The organism is Streptomyces sp. NPDC058198, assembly GCF_042882605.1.
Lineage (GTDB): Bacteria > Actinomycetota > Actinomycetes > Streptomycetales > Streptomycetaceae > Streptomyces.
On the sequence record NZ_JBHVVP010000004.1, the window covers coordinates 420,700 to 444,752 of the forward strand.

19 protein-coding genes and 1 pseudogene are annotated in these 24,053 nt (G+C 71.4%); 12 read left to right on the forward strand and 8 right to left on the reverse strand.

Translation table 11 applies throughout. The features are described from left to right. Positions 1-74 precede the first annotated feature (74 nt). Positions 75-2,660 carry a helicase-associated domain-containing protein gene (locus ACFVWW_RS17995; RefSeq protein WP_386878613.1) on the forward strand — a complete coding sequence of 862 codons (2,586 nt, stop codon included), beginning with the start codon at positions 75-77 and terminating at the stop codon, positions 2,658-2,660. 12 nt (positions 2,661-2,672) lie between these two features. Here ACFVWW_RS17995 and ACFVWW_RS18000 read toward each other — a convergent pair whose 3' ends face one another. Together ACFVWW_RS18000 and ACFVWW_RS18005 are read right to left on the reverse strand one after the other, a co-directional pair. After that, positions 2,673-4,475: a pectate lyase gene (locus ACFVWW_RS18000; RefSeq protein ID WP_386878612.1), complete on the reverse strand. Its 1,803-nt coding sequence runs from the start codon at positions 4,473-4,475 to the stop codon at positions 2,673-2,675. A 228-nt stretch (positions 4,476-4,703) separates the two neighbouring features. After that, positions 4,704-5,438, reverse strand: coding sequence for a VanZ family protein (locus tag ACFVWW_RS18005; protein ID WP_386878611.1), 735 nt, complete (start codon positions 5,436-5,438; stop codon positions 4,704-4,706). A gap of 175 nt (positions 5,439-5,613) precedes the next feature. On the opposite strand from ACFVWW_RS18005, the gene ACFVWW_RS18010 reads away from it, so the two are divergent. From ACFVWW_RS18010 to ACFVWW_RS18020, 3 genes are all read left to right on the forward strand, one after another. Next, positions 5,614-6,372, forward strand: a complete 759-nt coding sequence (locus ACFVWW_RS18010; protein WP_386878610.1) for a hypothetical protein — start codon at positions 5,614-5,616, stop codon at positions 6,370-6,372. Then, positions 6,369-6,758, forward strand: coding sequence for a GntR family transcriptional regulator (locus ACFVWW_RS18015; protein WP_386878609.1), 390 nt, complete (start codon positions 6,369-6,371; stop codon positions 6,756-6,758). The genes ACFVWW_RS18010 and ACFVWW_RS18015 overlap by 4 nt, the downstream gene beginning before the upstream one ends. 283 nt (positions 6,759-7,041) lie before the next feature. Next, a complete protein-coding gene (locus ACFVWW_RS18020; protein ID WP_386878608.1) occupies positions 7,042-8,727 on the forward strand; it encodes a DNA repair helicase XPB in 1,686 nt (561 codons plus the stop codon). 58 nt (positions 8,728-8,785) lie between these two features. Here ACFVWW_RS18020 and ACFVWW_RS18025 read toward each other — a convergent pair whose 3' ends face one another. After that, positions 8,786-9,985: a glycosyltransferase 87 family protein gene (locus ACFVWW_RS18025; protein ID WP_384178737.1), complete on the reverse strand. Its 1,200-nt coding sequence runs from the start codon at positions 9,983-9,985 to the stop codon at positions 8,786-8,788. 78 nt (positions 9,986-10,063) lie between these two features. Beyond that, positions 10,064-10,261 (reverse strand): hypothetical protein, encoded by a 198-nt coding sequence (locus ACFVWW_RS18030; RefSeq protein WP_384178735.1) that lies wholly within the window; start codon positions 10,259-10,261, stop codon positions 10,064-10,066. A 378-nt stretch (positions 10,262-10,639) separates the two neighbouring features. Between ACFVWW_RS18030 and ACFVWW_RS18035 the strand changes: the two genes are divergently transcribed. Continuing rightward, entirely contained in the window at positions 10,640-12,781 is a 2,142-nt protein-coding gene (locus ACFVWW_RS18035) for a HelD family protein (protein WP_386878607.1), read from the forward strand. Between the two features lie 116 nt (positions 12,782-12,897). Here the strand turns inward: ACFVWW_RS18035 and ACFVWW_RS18040 are convergent, their stop codons facing one another. Continuing rightward, positions 12,898-13,611 (reverse strand): copper homeostasis protein CutC, encoded by a 714-nt coding sequence (locus tag ACFVWW_RS18040; RefSeq protein ID WP_384332027.1) that lies wholly within the window; start codon positions 13,609-13,611, stop codon positions 12,898-12,900. A 197-nt stretch (positions 13,612-13,808) separates the two neighbouring features. Here ACFVWW_RS18040 and ACFVWW_RS18045 point away from each other — a divergent pair, with 197 nt between their 5' ends. The 5 genes from ACFVWW_RS18045 (at position 13,809) to ACFVWW_RS18065 (ending at position 21,758) form a co-directional block, all read left to right on the forward strand. Beyond that, on the forward strand, positions 13,809-16,106 hold the full coding sequence (locus ACFVWW_RS18045; protein ID WP_386878606.1) for a heavy metal translocating P-type ATPase: 2,298 nt from the start codon (positions 13,809-13,811) through the stop codon (positions 16,104-16,106). Between the two features lie 93 nt (positions 16,107-16,199). Further along, positions 16,200-16,877, forward strand: a complete 678-nt coding sequence (locus ACFVWW_RS18050) for a hypothetical protein (protein ID WP_386878605.1) — start codon at positions 16,200-16,202, stop codon at positions 16,875-16,877. Between the two features lie 184 nt (positions 16,878-17,061). Next, positions 17,062-18,366 (forward strand): Cmx/CmrA family chloramphenicol efflux MFS transporter, encoded by a 1,305-nt coding sequence (locus ACFVWW_RS18055; protein WP_386878707.1) that lies wholly within the window; start codon positions 17,062-17,064, stop codon positions 18,364-18,366. Positions 18,367-18,435: 69 nt separating this feature from the next. Beyond that, complete coding sequence (locus ACFVWW_RS18060; protein ID WP_386878604.1) at positions 18,436-18,855, forward strand: hypothetical protein; 420 nt, start codon at positions 18,436-18,438, stop codon at positions 18,853-18,855. 188 nt (positions 18,856-19,043) lie between these two features. After that, positions 19,044-21,758, forward strand: coding sequence for a hypothetical protein (locus ACFVWW_RS18065; protein ID WP_386878603.1), 2,715 nt, complete (start codon positions 19,044-19,046; stop codon positions 21,756-21,758). Between the two features lie 11 nt (positions 21,759-21,769). Here the strand turns inward: ACFVWW_RS18065 and ACFVWW_RS18070 are convergent. Further along, positions 21,770-21,868, reverse strand: a pseudogene (locus ACFVWW_RS18070) (IS5/IS1182 family transposase); the annotation flags it as partial. Positions 21,869-21,952: 84 nt separating this feature from the next. Here ACFVWW_RS18070 and ACFVWW_RS18075 point away from each other — a divergent pair. Further along, positions 21,953-22,693, forward strand: coding sequence for a hypothetical protein (locus ACFVWW_RS18075; RefSeq protein WP_386878602.1), 741 nt, complete (start codon positions 21,953-21,955; stop codon positions 22,691-22,693). Positions 22,694-22,805: 112 nt separating this feature from the next. Further along, positions 22,806-23,282 (forward strand): hypothetical protein, encoded by a 477-nt coding sequence (locus ACFVWW_RS18080; RefSeq protein ID WP_386878601.1) that lies wholly within the window; start codon positions 22,806-22,808, stop codon positions 23,280-23,282. 17 nt (positions 23,283-23,299) lie between these two features. On the opposite strand, the gene ACFVWW_RS18085 is transcribed toward ACFVWW_RS18080, so the two are convergent. Both ACFVWW_RS18085 and ACFVWW_RS18090 read right to left on the reverse strand, forming a co-directional pair. Continuing rightward, complete coding sequence (locus ACFVWW_RS18085; RefSeq protein ID WP_384178717.1) at positions 23,300-23,569, reverse strand: DUF4031 domain-containing protein; 270 nt, start codon at positions 23,567-23,569, stop codon at positions 23,300-23,302. Beyond that, on the reverse strand, positions 23,566-24,015 hold the full coding sequence (locus ACFVWW_RS18090; RefSeq protein ID WP_384179072.1) for a hypothetical protein: 450 nt from the start codon (positions 24,013-24,015) through the stop codon (positions 23,566-23,568). The genes ACFVWW_RS18085 and ACFVWW_RS18090 overlap by 4 nt, the downstream gene beginning before the upstream one ends. Between the last annotated feature and the right edge of the window lie 38 nt (positions 24,016-24,053).

Consider the following 24,053-nt stretch of genomic DNA (forward strand, 5'->3'; position numbering starts at 1 on the left):
GGGCGCGGCGGAGCGCCCCTCAGGGGCTAACGTGGAACGGATGGGGACCAGCGAAGCCTGAGCAGGAGGCGCACGTGCCAGAAGGAACCGGCGGTACGCCACCGCGCACGCTCGCGGAGGCCCTGCGCATCCAGGGCGACGACTCACTCGCCGCCCTCCTGCGTGCCCGCCCCGATCTGCTCACTCCCGTACCGAACGACCTCTCGCAGCTCGCGACACGTGCGGGCACCCGCGCCTCTGTCGTACGGGCGCTGGAGCGGCTCGACCGGTTCACGCTCCAGACGGCGGAGGCCCTGGCCGTCGCCCCCGAGCCGGCGCCGTACGCCACCCTGAGCGCGCTCCTGACCGGCGACGAAGGGGACGCGCGGATCGAGGCGGCCCTGCCCCTCGCGGTGCGGACCCTGCGCGACCAGGCCCTCATCTGGGGGGCGGACGACCGGCTGCGGCTGGTGCGTACCGCACGCGAGCTCCTCGCGCCCTCCCCCACCCACCCCTCGCCGACCGGCCTCGGCCCGACCGTCGCCGAGGCCACCGCGGGCATGTCGCCCGGCCGGCTCCAGGAGATCCTGACCGCGGCCTGGCTGCCCTCCACCCACGACCCGGTCTCCGCGGTCGCCTCGCTCACCGCGCTCTTCACCGACCGGACGCGGATGGCGGCCCTGCTCGACACCGCCCCGATGGAGGCGCTCTCGGTCCTGGACCGGCTGGTGTGGGGGCCTCCGTACGGAGAGGTCACCTCCAGCCCCACCCCGCCCGTGCGATGGCTGCGCGACCGCGGGCTGCTGCTGCCCGCGACCACCCGCACGGTCGTCCTGCCGCGCGAGGCCGCGCTGCATCTGCGCGCCGGGCGCGCGCACCGTACGCCGGAGCCCGTGGCGCCCGACGTCGCGCCCCGCTCCACGGAAGCGAGCGCCCCAGGCCGCCCGCAGATCGTGGACAGCACGGCCGCCGGGCAGGCGTACACCGCGCTCGCCACCATCGAGGAGCTGGCCAAGGACTGGAACGAGGGCGGTCCGAACGTCCTGCGGGCCGGAGGTCTGTCCGTACGTGACCTCAAGCGCACCGCCGCCGCCCTGGACGTCACCGAGCCCGTGGCCGCCTTCTGGGTCGAGCTCGCCTACGCGGCGGGACTGCTGGCGGCGGACGGCGAGGCCGACGAGAGATACGCCCCGACGCCCGCGTACGACGACTGGCAGGAGCTCCCCTCCCCCGAGCGGTGGGCCCGCCTCGCCACGGCCTGGCTGACGGCCACCCGTACCGCGGGACTGGTCGGGAGCCAGGACACCAAGGGCCGTACGCTCGCCGCGCTCGGCCCGGATCTGGACCGCGGCCCTGCACCCGAGGTACGGCGACGGATCCTCGACCTCCTCGCGACCCTCCCCGAGGGCACGGCCCCCGACCCCGAATCACTGCTGGCCAGGCTGCGGTGGGAACGGCCCCTGCGCGGCGCGTCCGCGGCCGGGCGGCCCGACGATCTGCGCGCGCGGCTCGCGGCCTGGACCCTGAACGAGGCGGAAATGCTGGGGCTCACCGGCCGGGGCGCGCTCTCGTCGCACGCCCGCGCGCTGCTGATGTCCGTATCCGACCCGTCCGAGGACCCGGCCCGCGCCCGGGCCGAACTCGCCGCCGCCGGTACCCGCGCCGCCCTCGCCCTCGCCCCGCTCCTGCCTGAGCCCCTCGACCATGTCCTCCTCCAGGCCGACCTGACCGCCGTCGCCCCCGGCCCCCTGCTGCGTCCCCTCGCCGAGCTGCTCGCCATCGCCGCCGACGTCGAGTCGAAGGGCGGCGCGACCGTCTACCGGTTCACGCCCGCGTCCGTACGCCGCGCCCTCGACGCGGGACAGTCCGCCACCGATCTGCACGACCTGCTGAAGACCCACAGCCGCACGCCCGTCCCCCAGCCGCTCGCCTACCTCATCGACGACGTGGCCCGTAAGCACGGCCATCTCAGGGTCGGCTCGGCCTCCGCGTACGTCCGCTGCGACGACGAGGCCGTACTCGACGAGATCCTCGCCGACAAGCGGTCGCACGGACTGCGGCTGCGCCGCCTCGCCCCGACCGTACTGGCGGCCCACGCCGACCCGGCGGCGGTGCTCGACGGGCTGCGCGCGATCGGGTTCGCGCCGGCCGCCGAGTCCGTCGAGGGCGACGTACTGATCACCCGTGCCCACGCCTACCGCACCCCTCCGCGCACCGCGCCGGTCCCCGTCCCCGACGGGCCGCGCGCGCCCGGCGCGACGCTGCTCGGGGCGGCGGTGAAGGCGATCAGGGCGGGAGACATGGCCGCCACGGTCGTCCGCAAGCCGGTGCCGGAACCGTCCACGTCCGGATCCACGACGGCCGCGGCTGCCGCAGCGGCGCGAGCGGCCGGGAGGGCGGCCGGGAAGACCCCCGCCCCCGGCTCCCCGTCGGGGAACGGCGACCTCCCCCGCACCACCTCCGCCGAGACCCTCGCGACCGTCCAGGCCGCCGCGATGACCGGCTCGGCGGTCTGGATCGGCTACGTCAACGCGGACGGCGCGGCCAGCCAGCGCGTCATCGCGCCGGTGCGCGTCGAGGGCGGGTACGTGACGGGGTACGACCACACGGCGGACGAGGTCCGTACGTACCCCCTGCACCGCATCACGGGAGTGGCCGAACTGGCCGACGACCCGGCCTGACCGCACCAGACGTCAGGGCCGCGCCACATACCCGATGAGCTTGGCCATGTTCGCCACGTACGCGGACGAACTGATCCCCAGCGGGTGTTCGACGGGCTGGTAGGGCGGCTCCTGCGGCGGGTCCTGCGGGTTGTACGGCGAGGTGTCGCGCAGGTCGCCGACGTTCTTGCTCATGTACGCCTTGCCGTCGTACGGCGTCGTCGAGCCGGGCCCCTGATAGGGGTTCGTGACGGCGTCGATCGGGGTCAGCCAGTAGTCCTTCGTACCGAGGCCGTCGACGAGCGCCGACGCCTCGGCGTCCGTCACCACCGGCAGCGGCAGCGGCGCGTCCCGCAGCAGATCGGACAACTGGAGGTCACGGACCGAGAAGTAGCGGGGCAGCGGAATCGGCCGGCCGTGCGAGGACGCGGGCGAGAGCGGCGACCGGGCGCGCATGGCGGCCACTTGCGCCGGCGTCATCGCGGCCAGCTCCTCGTACGTACCGCGCAGACCCGCCAGGTCCACGGAACGCCCGGCCGAGTAGTGGCTCAGCGTCTCCCGGTGGTCGTAGTCGTTGTAGTACGCGCCGTTGCGGATGTTGGAGCCGAAGCGGTGGACGAACCGCGCCCGATTGGTGCCCAGTTCGACGAAGGTCGGGTGGGTACGGCCGGCGAGCAGCGGGTTCTCCGCGATCTGCTCGCTCGTCAGCTTGCAGCTCTCCAGCCAGTCGAGTGCCTCGGGCACCCGCCCGAGGAAGGCGCGGTCGCCGGTCAGCCGGAAGTAGTGGAACAGCTGCTGGACGTTCGTCTGGGTGGTGTGCGTGGCGAGGGCGCGCGGTTCGTACGACCGTGCGCCCGCGGGCGCCCCGGCGGGCCGGCCGCCCTTGGCGCGGGACAGGTGCTGGAGGCCCCAGCCCGCCTGCGGCCCCGGCTGCTGCATCCGCTTCAGGCAGGCCATCGCGCGGGTCACAGGACCGGCCAGGTCGCGCCGGCCCAGCGTGGACATGCACATCAGCAGGAACTTGATGTTCTCGCCCAGGACGTCGTCGTTGAAGGTGACCTGCTGGGTGTAGTCGCCGTCCTCCATGCCGTGCTGGACGCCGCGCGGCAGCCAGTCGGGACGCCTGTCCGGCCAGGGCATCCGGCTGACCGCGCCCGCGAACGCGGGATAGCGCTGCGGCCAGCCGCCGTCGGCGGTGCCGCCGCTGAACTGCGAGGCGAGTACGAAGCCGATGGCCCGGTCCAGCGACCGCTTGAAGCGCGGGTCGCGGCGCTCCGCGTACAGCCGCAGGATCAGCTGCGCGGCGGCCGAGGTGCCCGCGTCGTCGAACGTGGCGTTGCCGTAGTAGTGCTGGAACTCCTCCAGCCGCCAGCCGTTGGCGCCGATCGTCTCGTACCAGTCGCGCAGGGATTCCTCGCCCGCGAAGTCATGGATGTAGTTCCAGCCGCCGACGGGGAGCTGCGCCTCGACGAGCGCCAGGCCGGTGCGCGCGGCGGCCCGGTAGCAGACCTCTTCGCCGGTGGCGTGGTACGCGTCGAGCATGCTGTGGCCGACGGACGGGGTACCGGGCGGCTGGACCCAGCACATGGTGCGCTTGGCCTCCATCTCGCCCCAGGTGACGGACAGGTCGGGGAGGTAGTTCCAGACGTAGCCGCCCCGGTACGAGACGGTCCCGTCCATGAAGGCGGCGGCGCGGCTCATGGCACGGACGGTCAGGGCGCGCTGCGGCGCCGGGGGCGCGGCCTGGGCCGCCCCGGGCCGGAGCACGGCCGGGGCCGCGAGCAGCGGGGTGACGGCGAGCTGATGGAATGTGCGGCGGCTCAAGGGCTTCTTCATGCGGTGAAGTGCCTTCCTCACGGGTGGCCGGAGCGAACGCGGCAATCACCCTCATGTTCAGTGGGCTGAACAGAGGTTCCGCGTTCAACAAGGGGGAAGGTAGTGATCCCCTCCGCACTCTTCAAGTATGTGGATGACACTTTCGTATAAGAACCACAGCGCACATGAGTCAGCCCCGCGTTCGCGGGGCTGAGGGCGGGGTTGAGGGCTCGGGACCGTACGGACGGATCAGCGACGCCGGGCGAGGCGCTCGGTCCACGACGGACCACCCGCCGAGCCGGACTTCCTCAAGGACGGCTTCTTCGCGGTCTGCTTCTTCACGGCGGGCTTCTTGGCTGTGGGCTTCTTGTCGGCCGGCTTCTTGTCGGCCGGCTTCCGCTTCGTCGTCGCCGGCTTCGTCATCATCGGCTTGGACCGCGCCGGCTTGGACCGCGCGGGCGCGTCCTTCCTCACGGGCGGCTCGGCCAGCGCGTGGAACCGCCGCCCGATCCGCCGGCCCAGCAGCAGATACCCGATCAGCGCGCCGCTCGTGTTCATGATGACGTCATCCACGTCGAAGGCGCGTCCCTCGACGATCGAGCCCTGCGCCAGCTCCACCAGCACCATGACCACCGCGGTCAGCGCCACCACCCGCACCATCCGCGCCCTGCGCGGTACGAGCACCGGCAGGATCAGCCCGAAGGGCACGCCCATCAGCAGATTGCCGCCGATCTGCTTGCACGCGGCGAGGAAGGTGTAGTCCTCCGCGTACTGCCGCAGCGAACGCCCCGGCTGAAGATTGGACCCGGCGATCTCCGCCGACGCCGGGGACGGCGTCAGCGTCAGTTCGGCCAGCACCGCGGAGAAGGCCACCAGGGCGGCAAAGGCCACCACCGTGATGATCACCCGCAACAGGATCCGGCCCCACGAATTACCCGCCGGGGCGGCGCTCCCCGACCCGGTCCCTTCCGTTTCAGCGGTCATACGCCCCTGATGCCCCCACCCCCGCCGTATACGCCGCCCACCCGCGCCAGAAAACCCACCGGCCCCGGATCGGCCCGCGATGGGCGAAACTGTGTCATCGCCTTGACACAGTCGCCTTCCGGTCGGCAGATTGTGTCAGGAAACTGACACACTTGCAGACGTAAGGGGGATCCGCATGCCCAATTCCTGGGAGGCGAAGAGCAGTTGGCGGAGCTGGGCGGACACGCCCGTTCGGTGGGGTGGGCCGGCGGTCGGGATCGCCGTCAACAATCTGGTCACTTTCAGTTCCGAGCCCGATGTCGAGCTGCTCTACGCCATTCCCGTCTTCGGGCTCTGCGCGGTGGGCGGTGTGCTCCTGGCGGACCTGATCGCACATCCGGCAGCCAGCGGAGTGCGGTCGGCCGAAGTGACTCCGCGCCGCATACGCGATCACATCCCCCGCGGGCTGACAGCGTCCCTGGGCATCCAGGCCGTGATCTTGACGGCCCTGTTGGTCGTCGCCGTCGCGACAGCCTCGACAGACACCGCCGGCCGCGCGGGCAGGGCCCTGTCCATGAGCTGCCGGGGCCAGACCCAAACCACCGGGCCCTGGCCCGGCGCCTACTACGCCTGGCCGGTCCTCGGGGGCCTCTTCATCGGCACCGTGGTCTGCGCCTTGGTTCTGCGGCGCATCACCGTACGCGCCGCGAGTGACGACCAGCGCCGGATCAGTTCGCGGGCCACCGTCGGCGCCTGGGGGCTGCTTGTGGCCGCACCGCTGTTCGCTGTGTCCCTGACCATGGCGGTCGCGCTGCAGAGCCTGACCTGCGGAAGGTGGGCGGAAAACATGACCCTGGGTGGCCTGGGGCTCACCGCATTCGTCTCGGCGCTGACAGCCGGCTGGACTCTGGGCGCCCTGCTGCTGCCCCAGGCGCATGTCAGGGAGCAGTCATGAAAGCCGGGTCGGTCGTCATCCGAGTGGATCCCTTCACGCCGGTCCCTCCGTTCGAACAGATCAGAACGCAGCTCGCCGATCTGATCTCCGTGGGCAGACTGCGCGAAGGCGACAAACTACCCTCTGTGCGCCAGCTCGCCTCCGACCTCGGACTGGCCAACAACACAGTGGTCCGGGCTTACCGAGAGCTGGAGTCGGCGGGCCTGGTGCACAGCCGCAGAGGATCCGGCACCCGCGTGGCCGCGTCTCCCGCGAACGCCGCGGCGAGGGACAGGCTCGCGGACCACGCCCGCAGCTACGCGACGGCCGTCAGAAACCTCGGCGTCACCAACGAAGACGCCCTGGCAGCGATCCGCCACGCGCTCGCCACTCCTGACGTGACCTGAGCCACGGCGTCGGCGGGGTGGAGAAGACCAGGACGACCAGGACGTCGAAGCCGGCCGGACGAGTGGCGAGACGAGTGAGGACGCGTTGCGGCCGGGACGGTCCAGCCCACGAGAAAAGCGGGAGGTGCTCTCCCCGGTCTCGCGCGATGAGCGAACATAGATGGCGGCGCGCATACCCGGCGCGCCGGCCGGGACACCCTTCCGGTGCCGAGCACGGGGCATAGCCCGTGCCGTGGCAGGCGTTGTTCCTGTCACCGGACGACCCAATTCTCTGGAGGAATGTGTGTCCTGCCTAATCGTCCAGAGCGACAAGACATTGCTGCTCGAAGTCGACCACGAGCAGGCGGACGCGTGCCGTCGCGCCATCGCGCCCTTCGCCGAACTGGAGCGCGCCCCCGAGCACATCCACACCTACCGGCTGACCCCCCTCGGTCTGTGGAACGCCCGCGCCGCGGGGCATGACGCCGAGCAGGTGGTCGACGCGCTGGTGGAGTTCTCCCGGTATCCCGTGCCGCACGCGCTGCTCGTCGATGTCGCGGAGACGATGGCCCGCTACGGACGGCTCACGCTCTCCAAGCACCCCTCCCACGGCCTCGTCCTGACCTGCACCGACCGGCCGGTGCTGGAGGAGATCCTCCGCTCCAAGAAGGTCCAGCCGCTGGTCGGCGCCCGGATCGACCCGGACACCGTCGCCGTACACCCCTCCGAGCGCGGCCAGATCAAGCAGACGCTCCTCAAGCTGGGCTGGCCGGCCGAGGACCTCGCCGGTTACGTCGACGGCGAGGCGCACGCCATCGAGCTGGACGAGACCGGCTGGGCGCTGCGCCCGTACCAGAAGCAGGCCGTCGAGGGCTTCTGGCACGGCGGCTCGGGTGTTGTCGTGCTGCCCTGCGGCGCGGGGAAGACGCTGGTCGGCGCGGGTGCGATGGCCCAGGCCAAGGCGACCACGCTGATCCTGGTGACCAATACCGTCTCGGCCCGCCAGTGGAAGCACGAGCTGGTGAAGCGTACGTCCCTGACCGAGGAGGAGATCGGCGAGTACAGCGGTACCCGGAAGGAGATCCGCCCGGTCACCATCGCCACGTACCAGGTGCTGACGACCCGCCGTAAGGGCGTCTATCCGCATCTGGAGCTGTTCGACTCGCGCGACTGGGGGCTGATCCTCTACGACGAGGTGCATCTGCTGCCCGCGCCCGTCTTCAAGTTCACCGCGGACCTCCAGGCCAGGCGCCGGCTCGGGCTGACCGCGACGCTCGTCCGTGAGGACGGCCGCGAGTCGGACGTCTTCTCGCTGATCGGGCCGAAGCGGTTCGACGCGCCGTGGAAGGAGATCGAGGCGCAGGGGTATATCGCCCCGGCGGACTGTGTCGAGGTACGGGTCAACCTCACCGACCGCGAGCGGCTGGCGTACGCGACCGCCGAGACGGAGGAGAAGTACCGCTTCTGCGCGACGACCGCGACGAAGCGGAAGGTGACGGAGGCGCTGGTACGCAAGCACCAGGGCGAGCAGACCCTCGTCATCGGCCAGTACATCGACCAGCTCGACGAGCTGGGCGAACATCTGAACGCCCCCGTCATCAAGGGCGAGACCAGCAACGCGCAGCGCGAGAAGCTCTTCGAGGCGTTCCGGCAGGGCGAGATCTCGGTGCTCGTGGTGTCGAAGGTCGCGAACTTCTCGATCGACCTGCCGGAGGCGACGGTCGCGATCCAGGTCTCGGGTACGTTCGGCTCCCGCCAGGAGGAGGCCCAGCGCCTCGGCCGGGTGCTGCGCCCGAAGGCGGACGGCCACGAGGCCCGCTTCTACTCGGTCGTCGCCCGCGACACCATCGACCAGGACTTCGCGGCCCACCGTCAGCGCTTCCTGGCGGAGCAGGGGTACGCGTACCGCATCGTGGACGCGGACGAGCTGCTGACGGAAAACCCGGAGAGCACAGAGAGCACAGAGAGCACGGAGAGCACGGAGAACTGAGCCGGCGGCCCGGCCCGCCGCGTCAGCCGGGCGCCCGCCGGGGTGCACGGCCGCGTCGTCAGCCGGTGCCCGCCGGGGTGCTCAGCCCGGCTTCCGGGCGGGGGGCCGGAAGGGCGGCGCCGGCCCGGGCCGGGGCCGTACGCCAGGTCGCGAAGGCCAGCAGGCCCAGCGTGAACAAGGGGTACGGCGAGGCCAACGGCTGCTGCCACCAGGGCAGTTGGAGGTCCAGCTCCCCTTCGTGCGGTACGGCCCAGAAGCTGCGTGCCGTCCAGACCACCCCGACCGCCGCCGCCGTACGGAGCCGGCCCTCCGCGATCAGTACCGCCAGCAGCGGCACGCACCACACCCAGTGGTGCGACCAGCTGATCGGCGAGACGAGCAGCGCGGTCAGCGCGGTGATCAGCACGCCCCAGGTCTCCAGACCGCACCGTACGACGGCCCGGCGGGCCAGCCACAGCCCGGCGGCGGCCGTGAGCGCGGCGGCCACCACCCACACCGCGCCCGGCTCCGCGGTGTGCAGCACCCGCGCCAGCAGCCCGCGCAAAGACTGGTTGTCGACGACCCAGGTCTTGCCTACCCGGCCGGTGTCGAAGACGCGGCTGGTCCAGAATTCGGTGCTGGCCTGCGGGAGTACGAGCATCCCGAGCAGCACGGTGCCGGTGAGGGAGGCGATGGCGGTCAGTCCTGACCGTACGCGGCCCGTCACCAGCAGATAGACGATGAAGACGGCCGGGGTCAGCTTGATGCCCGCCGCGATACCGAGGGCGAAGCCCTTACCGAGCGCGTGCTCGGGCCGCGAGAGGTCCCAGAGGATCAGACAGGCGAGCGCGAGATTGATCTGTCCGAAGACGACGGTCTGGAACACGGGTTCCAGCCAGAGCCCCGCGGCGACGGCGACGAGGAGCGGTACGGGCCCGGCGGGCAGTCCGGCGAACCGCCACGACAGGCGCACGAACAGCGCCAGCAGCGCGGCGTTCCCGGCGACGAAGACGACCTTGAGGGCGGCGACGGGCAGCCAGGTGGTGGGGACGAAGAGGATCGCGGCGAACGGCGGGTACGTGGCGGGCAGCTGCCACTCGGTGACCGTGAACCCGTAGAGATCGGTGCCGCCGACGACGGCCGCGCCTTCCGCCCGGTAGACGAGTGTGTCGGCCATCTCGATGCGCAGGGCGACGCAGAGAGTGGCGAGTGCGGTCAGCGACAGGGCGAGCGCGCTCACTGCGGCGAGTGAGCGGAGGGTCACGGTCCGGTAGGTCACGGCCGCGACCCTAGTGGATCGGAGGCACTACTCAGGTGCGGGCCGTACAGGGGCGGCCCGGGTCGGCCCGGATACGGATCAACGGCGCTTGATGCCCGCCTCCTCGGCGTACTCCCCGAGGACACTCACGCTGAACGCGGTGGTCACGAAGACCTTGATCGCGCGCAGCGCGTTGCCGAGGCGGTGAGCGGGGTGTGGGGTGGAGCCCGTGGCGGTCGCACCGGGAACGGGTGCGCCGTGCGGGGCGTGGGTCGGGGTATAGGTCGCAGCACTCATATATCCATGATGGATTCCGTACATAGTCAGGCACATCGGTCTGCGGACGGAATCTTTCGTGGCGGCTCGTACGACTCCAGGCAGAGGGCACCCCCTACGTGGAGGGGACGGGCGTGGAGGGGACAGAGCGGCGGGGACTGTGTGGAGGGGACAGCGTGGAGGGGACAGAAAAGCATTCGCCCGCACGTCATCGACTGGCTACAATCGCCGGTCTTGCCCGCCTCCCTTGCGGAGTGCCGTCGTCCGGACGGAAACCGGACGGCTGCCATGACGTGACCCCACGTGGTCCCACGTGATTCCACGCCGACCGGATACCGCCGCCCCGTCGTCCGACGGGCTCGCGGCCCGTCGGCCTGCGTACAGCCCGGAGGCAACACCGTGCCCGCGCACGACCAGCGACCCCAGTCCCTCGACTCCCTAGACGCGCCCTGTGCGCCCGCCCCCACCGCCCCCGCCGTCGTCACCGATCCCACCGACCCCGCCGATCCCCTCGCGCGCGAACGTGCCCACCTCGGCGCCTCCCGCGCCGCGCTCCGCGCCATGCGCGAGGACGTCCAGGCGCTCGACATCCGCGATGTCACCGCGAACTGGGTCAACGCCGCCGTCCTGGAGGCGCAGATCCAGGAGCGCATCAAGGCCCTCGCCGATCTCTCCCACACCCCGCTCTTCTTCGGCCGCCTCGACTATCTGCACGTGGTGGGCGCGGCGGAGGCCGAGGGCGCGGAGGGCGAGCGCTTCTACATCGGCCGGCGCCACGTCCACGACGCCGACGGCGACCCCATGGTCATCGACTGGCGTGCCCCCGTCTCGCAGCCGTTCTACCGGGCGTCCAAGAAGGACCCGCTGGATGTCGGGCTGCGCCGCCGTTTCGGCTACACCGCCGGTGACCTCACCGCGTACGAGGACGAACACCTCTCCGACCCCACGGAGGCGGCGCAGACCAGCAAGCTGCTCCAGACCGAGATCGAGCGGCCGCGCGTCGGCCCCATGCGGGACATCGTCGCGACGATCCAGCCCGAGCAGGACGAGATCGTCCGGAGCGACCTCGGCGGCACGGTGTGCGTACAGGGCGGTCCCGGCACCGGGAAGACGGCCGTCGGCCTGCACCGGGTCGCGTATCTGCTGTACGCGCACCGCGAGCGGCTGGCCCGTACCGGCACGCTGGTCATCGGGCCGAACGCGTCCTTCCTCCACTACATCGAGCAAGTCCTCCCCGCGCTGGGCGAGTTGGAGGTCAAACAGGCGACGGTGGACTCGCTGGTCGGCTCGGTGGAGGTACAGGGTACGGACCCTGCCGACGCCGCCGTCATCAAGGGCGACGCCCGTATGGCCGAGGTCCTGCGGCGGGCGGTGCGGTCGCATGTGACGCTGCCGACGGAGCCGGTCATGGTCGTCAGGGGTTCGCGGCGGTGGCGGGTACCGGCATACGAACTCGAAGAGATCGTCCAGCAGCTGCTGGCCCGGGACATGCGGTACGGCGCCGCGCGCGAGGCCCTGCCGCAGCGGATCGCGCACGCCGTGCTCGTACAGATGGAGCAGGCCGGCGAGGCGCCCGACGACCGGGTGCAGGACGCGGTGGCGCGCAGCGCGGCGGTGAAGGCGGCGGTGAAGGCCGCCTGGCCGCCGGTCGAACCGGCAAAGCTGGTGCTGCGGCTGCTCGCCGACGCGGAGTTCCTGGCCGCGCACGCGGAGGGCGTGCTGACGCCCGACGAGCAGCGGACGATCCTGTGGGCGAAGCCGGCGCGGAGCGTGAAGTCGGCGAAGTGGTCGCAGGCGGACGCGGTGCTGATCGACGAGGCGGGCGATCTGGTCGCCCGTACGCACTCGCTGGGGCATGTGGTGCTCGACGAGGCACAGGATCTGTCCCCCATGCAGTACCGCGCGGTGGGCCGGCGCTGCTCGACCGGCTCGGCGACGGTGCTGGGCGACCTGGCCCAGGGGACGACGCCCTGGGCGACGGCGAGCTGGGCGGACGCGCTGCGGCATCTGGGCAAGACGGACGCGGTGGTGGAGGAACTGACGGCGGGCTTCCGCGTGCCGCGCGAGGTGATCGCGTACGCCTCGCGGCTGCTGCCGGTGATCTCGCCGGGGCTGGCGGAGGTGGCGTCGGTACGGGAGTCCCCGGGCTCGCTGGAGGTACGCGAGGTGCCGGAGGCCGCCGAGCTGAACCAGCACGTCATCGCGGCCTGCGTCGAGTCGCTGACGCACGAGGGCTCGATCGGCCTGATCGCGGCGGACGCGCGCATCCCGGCGCTGGCCGAGGCGCTGACGGCAGCGGCCCTGCCGTACCTCCAGCCGGGCGAGGAAACCACGACGACCGCCCGCCTGACCCTGGTCCCGGCGTCCCTGGCCAAGGGCTTGGAGTACGACTACGTGGTCCTGGACGAACCGTCGGCGATCGTCGCCGCAGAACCGGACACCCGAACGGGCCTACGACGCCTGTACGTGGCCCTCACCCGAGCGGTCTCAGGCCTCACCATCCTCCACGCGACCCCCCTCCCCCAGGCCCTGACGACGTAACGCCCACCCCCGCCGCGCCGGCATACACGGGGGGCGCCGGCGGGGCCCGAGGTCTTCCGGGGGGGCGGGGCTTGGCCCGGGGTCGGGGAAGGGGCGGGGAGGGGGAGAGCCGGCGGTTACGCGTCCAGCGCCTTGCGCCATCCCCGTACCGCCTCCGCCGAGACCGAACCCGACCAGCCCGCCGGCCTTGCCGCGCCGCCGATGTGGAACGCGTCCACGCCCGCCGACCGCAGCACCGGCAAGTGGTCCAGCCGCAGGCCGCCGCCGACCATCAGTCGCGCCTCGTAGCCCGCCTCGCCCCACCCCGACGCCGCCGCTTCCGCCAGTAGCGTCGGCAGGCCCTCGTCCACGCCCGCCGGCGAGCCCGCCGTGAGGTACGTGTCCAGGCCCGGCATGTCCGCCAGCCGCAGGCGCAGCGCGTTCCGGTCGCTCGCGCGGTCGATCGCCCGGTGGAAGGTCCACCGGCAGTCGTCCAGCTCCGCGACCAGCCGCTCCACCGTGACCAGGTCCGGCGTGCCGTCCGCGTCGAGGAAGCCGAACACGAACTCCTCCGCCCCCTCCGCCCGCATCCCCCGCGCCGCGTCCACCAGCGCGTCCACCCCGTCGGGCCCGCCCGGTTCGCCCACCGAGAAACCGTCCGCCAGCCGCAGCATCACCCGCAGCGGGATGTCGACGGCGTCGCGGATCTTCGCGAAGGTCTCGCGGGACGGGGTCAGCCCGTCCGCGGCCATGTCGGTGACGAGCTCAAGGCGGTCCGCACCTCCGCTCCGGGCGGCGACGGCGTCCTCCGCGTCGAGAGCGATCACCTCCAGGACTGCGCGCTTGCTCATGAGACCTCATTCGTATGGATAGATGGCGACGACAGGCTAGCTATAGGTCTAGTCCAATGTCCCAGCCTAAGGGCCCGCGCACCCCGGCGCATCAGTGCACACCCTTGAATTGCATACCGTAGGGGGGTATACCTGAAGGAGCGCAATACCCCTAGGGGGTAAGATGCACAGGGATCGATGACAAGGAGCCGTCAGCCATGAGCCTCACACGGACCACCGGCGCGCGCCCCGGCGCACAAGCCAAGGAACCCGCCGGCACACCAGCCGAAGTCGAGCTCACCATCGGCGGCATGACCTGCGCCTCCTGCGCGGCCCGCATCGAGAAGAAGCTCAACCGCATGGCGGGCGTCGAGGCCACCGTCAATTACGCCACCGAGAAGGCCAAGGTCAGCTACCAGGTCGGCGACGGTCTCACTGTCCAGGACCTGATCGCCACCGTCGAAGCCACCGGTTACACCGCCCAGGAGCCCGCTCCGGAAGACGCGCAGAGCGCCGCGAAGGACGTCGAGGACGCCGAAGACGCCGAGCTCCGGCCCCTCCGTCAGCGGCTGATCACCGCCGTCGTCCTCTCCGTACCCGTCATCGCCATGGCAATGATCCCCGCCCTCCAGTTCACCTACTGGCAGTGGCTGTCCCTCACCCTCGCCGCCCCCGTCGTCACCTACGCCGGCTGGCCCTTCCACCGCGCCGCCTGGACCAACGCCCGCCACGGCGCCGCGACGATGGACACCCTCATCTCCGTCGGTACGTCGGCCGCGTTCCTCTGGTCGCTCTGGGCGCTGTTCTTCGGCATGGCGGGCATGCCCGGCATGACCCACGCCTTCGAGCTGACCATCGCCCGCACCGACGGCGCCGGGAACATCTACCTCGAAGCCGCCGCCGGCGTCACCGCCTTCATCCTGGCCGGCCGCTACTTCGAGGTCCGCTCCAAGCGCAAGGCGGGAGCCGCGCTCCGTACGCTGCTGGAGCTGGGCGCGAAGGAAGTCACCGTCCTCCGGGACGGACGCGAGGTCCCGCTCCCCACCTCGCAGCTGCGGGTCGGCGACCGTTTCCTCGTACGGCCCGGAGAGAAGATCGCCACGGACGGCACCGTCGTCGAAGGCTCCTCCGCCATCGACGCGTCGATGCTCACCGGAGAGTCCGTCCCCGTGGAGGTCTCCGTCGGCGACGGCGTGACCGGCGCCACGCTCAACGCGGGCGGCCGGCTCGTCGTCGAAGCCACCCGCATCGGCTCCGACACCCAGCTCGCCCGCATGGCCCGCATGGTGGAGGACGCGCAGAACGGCAAGGCCGCGGCCCAGCGGCTCGCCGACAGGATCTCCGCCGTGTTCGTACCGGTCGTGATGGTCCTCTCGCTCGCCACGCTCGGCTTCTGGCTCGCCACCGGCGGCGGCCTGACGGCCGCCTTCACGGCCGCCGTGGCCGTACTGATCATCGCCTGCCCCTGCGCCCTCGGTCTGGCCACCCCGACCGCGCTCATGGTCGGCACCGGACGCGGCGCGCAGCTCGGCATCCTCATCAAGGGGCCCGAGGTCCTGGAATCCACCCGCCGCGCCGACACGATCGTCCTCGACAAGACCGGCACCGTCACCACCGGCCGGATGACCCTCCTCGCCACCCACACCGCCGAGCACACCGAGGAGTCCGAGGTCCTGCGGCTGGCGGGCGCGTTGGAGCACGCCTCCGAGCACCCCATCGCCCGCGCTGTCGCGGACGGCGCCGCCGAGCGCGTCGGTACGCTGCCCGTCCCCGAGGACTTCGCGAACATCCCCGGACTCGGCGTCCAGGGGGTGGTCGAGGGCCACGCCGTCCTCGTCGGCCGGCCGAAGCTGCTCGCGGAGTGGGAGATCCACCTTCCCGAGCCGCTGGACCTGGCCAGGCGGTCCGCCGAGGCGGCGGGCCGTACGGCAATCGCCGTGGCCTGGGACGGCGAGGCACGGGCCGTGATCGAAGTCGCCGACGCGGTGAAGGAGACCAGCGCGGAAGCGATACGCCGGCTGCGCGCCCTGAACCTCACTCCCATCCTGCTCACCGGCGACAACAAGGCCGTCGCGGAGTCCGTCGCCGCCGAGGTCGGCATCGATCAGGTCATCGCGGAGGTCATGCCCGAGGACAAGGTCGAGGTCATCAAGAAGCTCCAGGCCGAGGGCAGGTCCGTCGCCATGGTCGGCGACGGCGTGAACGACGCCGCCGCACTCGCCCAGGCGGACCTGGGCCTCGCCATGGGCACCGGCACGGACGCCGCCATCGAGGCCGGCGACCTCACGCTCGTACGGGGTGACCTCCGCGTCGCCGCGGACGCCATCCGCCTCGCGCGGCGCACCCTCGGCACCATCCGTACGAACCTGTTCTGGGCCTTCGCCTACAACGTGGCCGCGCTGCCCCTCGCCGCGGCCGGGCTGCTGAACCCGATGATCGCGGGCGCGGCCATGGCCTTCTCGTCGGTCTTCGTCGTCGGCAACTCGCTGCGACTGCGCGGCTTCAAGGCCTCCTGAGCCCTGTCCCACCGAACACGTGCCGGATACGCATCGGATACGCGCCGGGCCCCGGAACCCCTCCGTTCCGGGGCCCCGCTCTATCGTCGTCCCATGCCCGACTCCGACCCCGATCTCCGCGGCCGTTTCGCGACGGCGCTCCTCGCTCTCCGCGACGGAGCCGCGCACACCGACCCGCACGCCGACCCGCACGACTACGCAGACCCGTACGACTACGCCGACCGCCTCCTCGCCCGCTGGGCCGAGCCGCAGCGGCGGTACCACACCACGGATCACCTGCTCGCCGTCCTGGACCACATCGACACGCTCGCCGCGTACGCGGACGACCCCGATCTTGTCCGCCTCGCCGCCTGGTTCCACGACGCCGTCTACCGCCCCGACCGCTCCGAGAACGAGGAACGCTCCGCCCGCCTCGCCGAAGTCGCCCTTCCCGAGGCCGGTCTGAACCAGGACCGTACGCACGAGGTCGCCCGGCTCGTCCGGCTCACCACCAGCCACGCCGCCGAGCCCGGCGACCGGAACGGCGCCGTCCTGTGCGACGCCGACCTCGCCGTCCTGGCCGGGGCCCCCGCCGCGTACGCCGCCTACGCGGCAGCCGTACGGGAGGAGTACGGCTTCGTCCCGGACGACGCCTTCCGCACCGGCCGGGCCGCCGTACTGGAGCAACTGCTCGCCCTGCCGAGCCTGTTCCGTACCCCGCACGGCCTGGCGGAGTGGGAGGCGCGCGCCCGCGAGAACCTGGCGGCCGAGCTGCGCACACTCACCGCCTGAGCCGCCCGAGCCGGCGCCGCCGAACCCGCCGCGAACGCACCACCGAACCCGCCGCCGAACCCGCCACGAACCCGCCACGGGCGAGACGCACAGCACACCGGAGCCGGGAATGTAACGCCTGACCCGCACGTTGGCACCTGTCATGCCAGACTCCGCCGATCGAAGCGCACCCGTCCGCGCCGGAATGCCGCTCGCCGTCTACATCCTGGGCCTCTCGGTCTTCGCGCTCGGCACGAGTGAGTTCATGCTCTCCGGTCTGCTGCCGGCCCTCGCCGACGACATGGACGTGTCCATCCCGACGGCCGGACTCCTCATCTCCGCGTTCGCGATCGGCATGGTGGTCGGCGCCCCGCTGCTCGCCGTGGCCACCCTGCGGCTGCCCCGCCGTACCACCCTGATCACGCTGATCTCGGTCTTCGGCGTCGGCCAGGTGGCGGGCGCGCTCGCCCCGACGTACGAGGTGCTCTTCGCGTCCCGCGTCATCAGCGCCTTCGCCTGCGCCGGATTCTGGGCGGTCGGCGCGGCCGTCGCCATCGCCATGGTCCCGCTCAACGCACGCGCCCGCGCCATGGCCGTGATGATCGGCGGGCTCTCCATCGCGAACGTACTCGGCGTCCCGGCCGGCGCGTTCCTCGGCGAACACCTCGGCTGGCGCTCGGCGTTCTGGGCGGTCGGCGCGGCCTCCGCCATCGCGCTGATCGGCGTGCTGACGCTGATCCCACGCATCCCGCTCCCCGCCGAGAAGCCGCAGCTCAAGCGGGAGCTGACCATCTACCGCGACCGTCAGGTCTGGCTCGCCATCGCCATCACCGCGTTCGCCGCGGGCAGCGTCTTCTGCGCGTTCTCCTACCTCGCCCCGCTGCTGACCGAGGTGGCGGGCCTGGACAGCGGCTGGGTGCCGACCGTGCTCGCGCTCTTCGGCGTCGGCGCGCTCGTCGGTACGGCGATCGGCGGCCGGTACGCGGACGCGCACCTCTTCGGCGTCATGATCAGCGGAATCACCGCGTCGACGGTCCTGCTGGTCGCCCTGGCGCTCACCGCCTCGAACCCCGTCGCCGTCATCATCCTGACCTTCCTCCTCGGCGTCTCGACCTTCTATACGGCTCCGGCGCTCAACGCCCGTATGTTCAACATCGCCGCCGCGGCCCCCACCCTCGCCGGCGCCACCACCACCGCCGCCTTCAACCTGGGCAACACGGGCGGCCCCTGGCTCGGCGGCGCGGCGATCGACGCGGACTTCGGCTTCGCCTCGACGGCATGGGCGGGCGCGGCGATGGCGGTGGCCGCGATCGGCCTGACCGTCCTGTCGCTGCGCTACCACCGCAGGGCCGACACCCGGATCGTCACGGGCTCGCTCCAGACCACGTCCATCGACAGCGCGTCTGACAGGATCCCGTCGAACGGAATCGCGCCGGACGGAATCACGTCGAACGGAATCGCGTCGGACGGGATCGCTTCCGGCGGAACCGCCACGACGGGGCGCGGCTAATATCGGCTCCCCTCGGCCGGGACCTGAAGGCTGTCCGCCAGGGCCACCGGCCCGCGAAGGAGACGACCGATGAGTGACGAGAACGTGCTCGGACACCGCGACGACGTAACGGCGGTCCGTGGAGAGGAACGCGCCGTCGCCACGCTGACCTGGGCGGTCGACGCGCGCGCGGAGTCGTACACGGTCAGGGCGGACGGCCCCTGGGGAGCGGTTGAGGCGCAGGGTCACGACCTGGTGGCGGCGCTGGACACCGTACGACGTGAACTGGAAGGCGAGCGCTGGCTGCTGGCGCTCAACGCGGCGCGCCCCGACGTCGCCCAGAGCGGCATGCTCCGGGGCTCCGGAAGCAGCCGTGCCTATCTGCTGCGGCACGGAACGCCGGGTCGGCGCGACGCCATGGTGAACCTCTTCGACGACGCCCCGCCGTCGGCCGTCACCACCGTGGACGCGCAGAAAGAGGCGCACGAGCGCTGGCTTCGCTCCCTCTGAAAGAGCGAGCGAAGGGACGGGGCGAACTGCCCCGGGGCCCAGCATGGTTCATCGCGTGGTTGGGCCCCCGAGTAGGCCCTGGGGCCCTTTCGGCTGGGCCTGTCCGTACCTAGGCTTCTCACGCTCGGGGGAGCGGTGGCTCAACGCCGTCGGCGGACTGCCGGTACCAACTCGTAAGGGGCTTCCCTGTGTCCGAGTCAGACGTCTTGACCCTGCAAGGCGCCGGAGCGCGGGGTGACCTACGGGAGCTGCCGCGCACACTCGGCGCGGCGCGGATCCTGCTGCACCTGATGTTCGCCATTACGGTGACGGGCGGCCTCAGCCTTCTCATATCCATGCTCGGCCGGGGCCCCATGACCCCCGGACTGTTCCTGCTGGCTCTGTACGCGCTCGCGCCCGGCATCCTGGGCCTGGTGCTCGCCCAGCTCATACGGACCGGTGGCAGGGGGGTGTGGTTCGGCCTGCTCGCCTTACCGCTGGGACTCCTGCTCGGCAGCCTGGTCAACCTGTACATCGGCTCCGGGCGCGGCTTCAGCCAAATGCTGCTTCCCTGCGCGGTGTTGACGCTGATCGCCGGCAGGCACAGCCGCGCGTGGTTCGAGCTTCCGCAGTACCTCCGGCTGCCCCCGGCACCGCCGACCGGCGGACTGCTGTCCCGTCTCACGCTTCCGTCGCTGCCGCACCTGATCAAGTGGCGCCGCGACCGCGGTCAGACAGCGGTCGAATACCTGGGACTCATCGCCATGGTGGTGGCGATCATCGGGACGATATCCCTGGCCGGCATCGGTCCCCGGATCTCCGCCGAACTGCACTCCGCGATCTGCAGCGTGACCGGCAGCACGTGCACCACGGTTGTCGCCGGAGAGGGTGGCGACGGCGGCGGCAGTACCGGTGGTGGTAGTGGCGGTGGTGGCGGTGGCGGTGGCGGAAACGGTTCCGCTGGTGGCACCGGGGCGAACGGCGGAGGCTCCAACGGCGGGAACTCCAATGGCGGTGACGCCGGTTGGAGCGGCGGGACTGGTTCGAGCGGCGGCAGCTCCGGCGGGACGAGCGGCGGCAGCAGCGGCGGTAGCAACGGCGGTAATTCGTCGGGCGGCGACCCTTCGGGTGGGGCGAGTGGCGGTTCCGGTGGGGCCGGCGGCAGCAGCGACAGCGGCGGTAACTCCACAGGCGGAAGTTCCAGCGGTGGCAGCTCCAACGGTGGGAACTCGACCGGCGGGAACGACGACGACGATGACACGGCCGCCGTGGGCGGCGCCTCGGGCGGCTCCTCCGGCGGAAGCGGTAACTCCGGCGGTAACGCCTCGGGCGGCAACAGCAGCGGCGGTAACTCCGGCGGAGCGAGCGGCAGTTCCGGCGGCAGCAGCGGCGGAAGCTCCACCGGCGGGAACGACGACGACGATGACACGGCTGCCGTGGGCGGCGCCTCGGGCGGCTCTTCCGGTGGCAACTCTTCCGGCGGTAGCTCTTCCGGTGGCAATTCCTCCGGCGGTAGCAGCAGCGGCGGAAGCTCCGGCGGAGCGAGCGGCGGCAGCTCCGGCGGCAGTTCCGGCGGCAGTTCCGGCGGCAGTTCCGGCGGCAGCTCTGGAGGTAGCAGCGGCGGCAGTTCCGGCGGCAGCAGCGGTGGCAGCAGCAGCGGTGGCAGCTCCAGCGGCGGAAGCAGCTCCGGCGGTAGTTCCTCCGGCGGTAGCAGCAGCGGCGGAAGCTCCGGCGGAGCGAGTGGCGGAAGCAGCGGCGGGATCTCCGGAGGAATTTCCGGAGGAATCTCGGGCGGGATCTCCGGCGGCAGCTCCGGCGGGGCGAGCGGCGGAAGCAGCACCGGCGGTAGCAGCGGCGGCAGTTCCGGCGGAGCCAGCGGCAGTTCCGGTAGTAGCAGCAGCGGCGGCAGCTCCACCGGCGGGAACGACGACAAGAAGGACGACAAGGACAAGGGCGACGACAAGGACGACGACGAGAAGGACAAGTGCGGCGACGGTAAGGGACTGGCTTCGCAGCTGTTCTCCCAGCGGCCCATCGCCACGAAGGCGTCCTTCTCCACCACGGTGAAGACGCCAACGGCCGCCGGCACCGTCCGCGCCAGCTCCAGCTACAGCTACGCCACGGTCAGTAGTCACACCTTCATCGCCGCGCCCGAAGACGACGGGGACGGCGGCATAGCCGAGCTGATCGACGCGATGTCCCGGCTTTCCCTCCCCGGCTACGACACGTACCGAGAAGCCGAGGACGCGGCGCGGGACGCGTTCGACGACACCATGTCGGAGGACACCCGGCCCGAGCCGGAAAATCCGGACTCCGACACGGAGATGACGAGCCCGGACAACTGCCCCACCGAGGACGACCACCGCGAGATCGCCGCCAACCCCGAGGTCAACTGGGACGGCATCCCGGACTACGCCGTCTACCGCACCACGAACGAGCCCCTCTTCCGCTCGGACAACCGCGACCCCTCGGAAATCTTCGAGCAGGGCTTCCAGCCCAAGAACGACTACAACGCGGACCTGGACAACTACGTACTGACCAACCAGCCCGCGATATACGTCTCCACCTCGACTTCGGGCAACCTCGCCTTGAGTTGGGGTGCGAAGTACACCTATGACATCCGGACGCCCACCAGCGGAATCGATGTCAACGCCACCTATGGAGACCAGTCTCCTTACCCGGACCAGGAGGAGATCGCCTTCCCCGGCGGGATCGACCCGAAATACATCAGGGGCGCGTGGACGGACGGCCCCCAGGGCTACATCCCGAACCCCAACTACGACCCGGGCCCGGGCGTGGTCGAAGGTGAAGTCGACCCGGTCAGCGACATCGAGATGCAGGACGCACCGCCCGACACACCCATGACCCGAGGCGAGGACGACCTGACGGGCCCGGACGCCCCCGACTTCATGGACATCGACTAGGTCCTGTCTGGTCGCAGCTTGTTGATGGCCCGCTCGACGGTGTTGCGTTTCTTGTAGCGCTGCTTGTCGAAGCCGGGTGGCCGTCCGCCGCGTGAGCCTTTGCGCCGGCGGGCGGGTGGCCCCAGGCCGGGACAGCGATCCGACGAGGTGAAAGTCACGCGGGCGGACACATCCCGGGGCTTACGCTCCCGCGCATGACCAAGTTCTTCGCCACTGTGTGCCTGCCGCCGACCGCGCCTCGGAAGGTTCCACAGGCGATAGCTGCCGCCATGGCGCCCTACAACGCCGACCTCACCGAGGAATGGAATCCGGTCGGCCACTGGGACTGGTGGGCCATCCACTCCAGCGCGGGCAACGCCTACCTCGTGTTGCCTCCGCACGACGGCGACCGCAGGCTCGTCACGGCCTCAACCGTGCCGCGCAGGAAGGCCAAGCTCGATGCCCTCGGGCCGCTGGAATGCTACGGCGGGCCTCGGGGTCTGCTCGACTTCGACGGTATGCGGAAACGAGCGGCGCGCGCGCATGACGCCCGGCTCGCCGCTTGGACCGAGCTGACCGCGATACACCCGCCGGCCCGCCCGCTCACCGACTTCCATGCTCGCCACGAGGCCGATCCTGAAAGGTACTCCCTGGCAGACGCCAGGAAGGATCATCTGGTCCAGCCGCTGGTGCAGGACGTGGCTCAGCGGGCCGTCGCGGGAGACCCGCACTTTGGCACGTCGTTCCTGCTCAACGACCCGCTCGCCTACTTCGCGCAGGAACACGAGGAAGCCCGGCTGTGGGCGGTCCGGTGCGCCGTGCCCGGCTTCGCCCTGGTCACCCTTGACGGCTCGTGGATGGACGCGGACACAGACGGCCACTGGGAACAAGCCAACCGCTATCTCGACGGCCTCGACGCCGAGGCCGTCGTCGTCGACCTGCTCTGTCACTCCTGAGTCGTCAGACCGGGCCGACCCCCAGCCCCCCGAACCCCAGCCAGGGGCCACGGCGCTAGAGTGCGATGTTTGTTTGATTCGCCGCATGGCGAAGGGGTGGGGGGTGGGGGCCGTGGGTGCACAACTCAGGGACATCGCAGGGGGTTTGGCGGGGCTGCTCTGGCGGGAGCACACCGTGTACCGGGAACGGTCCGGGGGTGTGGTCATCCGGGGCGAGCACGTGCAGCGCTGGATCAGTCTGGCCCCCGCGGGCGGCCAGGGCGAGATCCTCGTCCGCGCGGGACGCATCCTGGACGGCGGCACCACCGCCCCGGCGCGTTCGGAGGCTGTGGTGCCACTCTCCGCCGGTACGGGTGAACTCGCCGCCACCTGCCGCCGACTGCTCGCCGAAACGACGGCCGACGTAACACCTGCCGCGGCGTCCCGCCGATCCGGAAAGCCCGCGCGGTCCGGGAGATCCGGGAGATCCGGGAAGCCCGCGCGGTCGGGGCGCGGCAGGAGGCATACGAGCTTCACTTCCTGGGTGATCATCGCCTGCGTGATCGCCGTACTCGCGCTCGCCGTCTACAGCACAACGGCCGGCCGCTAGGTGCGACCGGACAGGGCCTAGGCGGCCGGGCGGCCCTTTGGGCGGCGTAGGCCCGCCTCCGTGATCCTGCGTACGAGTTCCTTGGAGCCGATCTCCACCGCGCCCGCGCGCACCGCGTCCTCGTAGTGCCGCGACGGGACGTCGTAGTGGTCCCGTTCGAAGGCGCGCGGCGGGCAGCCGATGGACGCGGCGAAGGCGTGCAGTTCGTCGAACGAGACGTCGCTGACCAGGTGCGACCACAGACGTCCATGGCCCGGCCAGGTGGGCGGGTCGATGTAGACCGTCACGAAGTCCCCGCCCGGCCCGCCGGCCCCGCCTGACCCGTCGCGCCCAGCGCGCCCACCGCCGCGACCGCCACTGCCGCCTTCACGCACACCCAGTGCGGATCGGGCCCCAGCTCCGGTTCCACGTCGAGCGCGTGCGGCTCGGCCTCCTCGCAGACCGGGCAGAGCGGCCAGCGTCCGTACCGCTCCAACAGTGCGTCCTGGACATCCTGGGCGACCAGCCCGGCCACGTACGTGGCGCCTTCCGGCCACTGCTCGACCCACCAGCGGCGGTGCGAGACCGACTCCTCGACCAGGGACACGACGTCCGCGCGGGCGACATCACTCGCGGCGAGGTCGGCCAGCACCAGGGCTCGGGCGGCGTGCAGCGCCTGCTCCAAAGGGTTCACCTCGGCGTTCACGTCCGGCTGAGCACCGGGATCCGTATCGGGATCCGCAGCGGGATTCATATCTGGGTTCGCGTCGTCCATCAAGCCATTGTCACCCG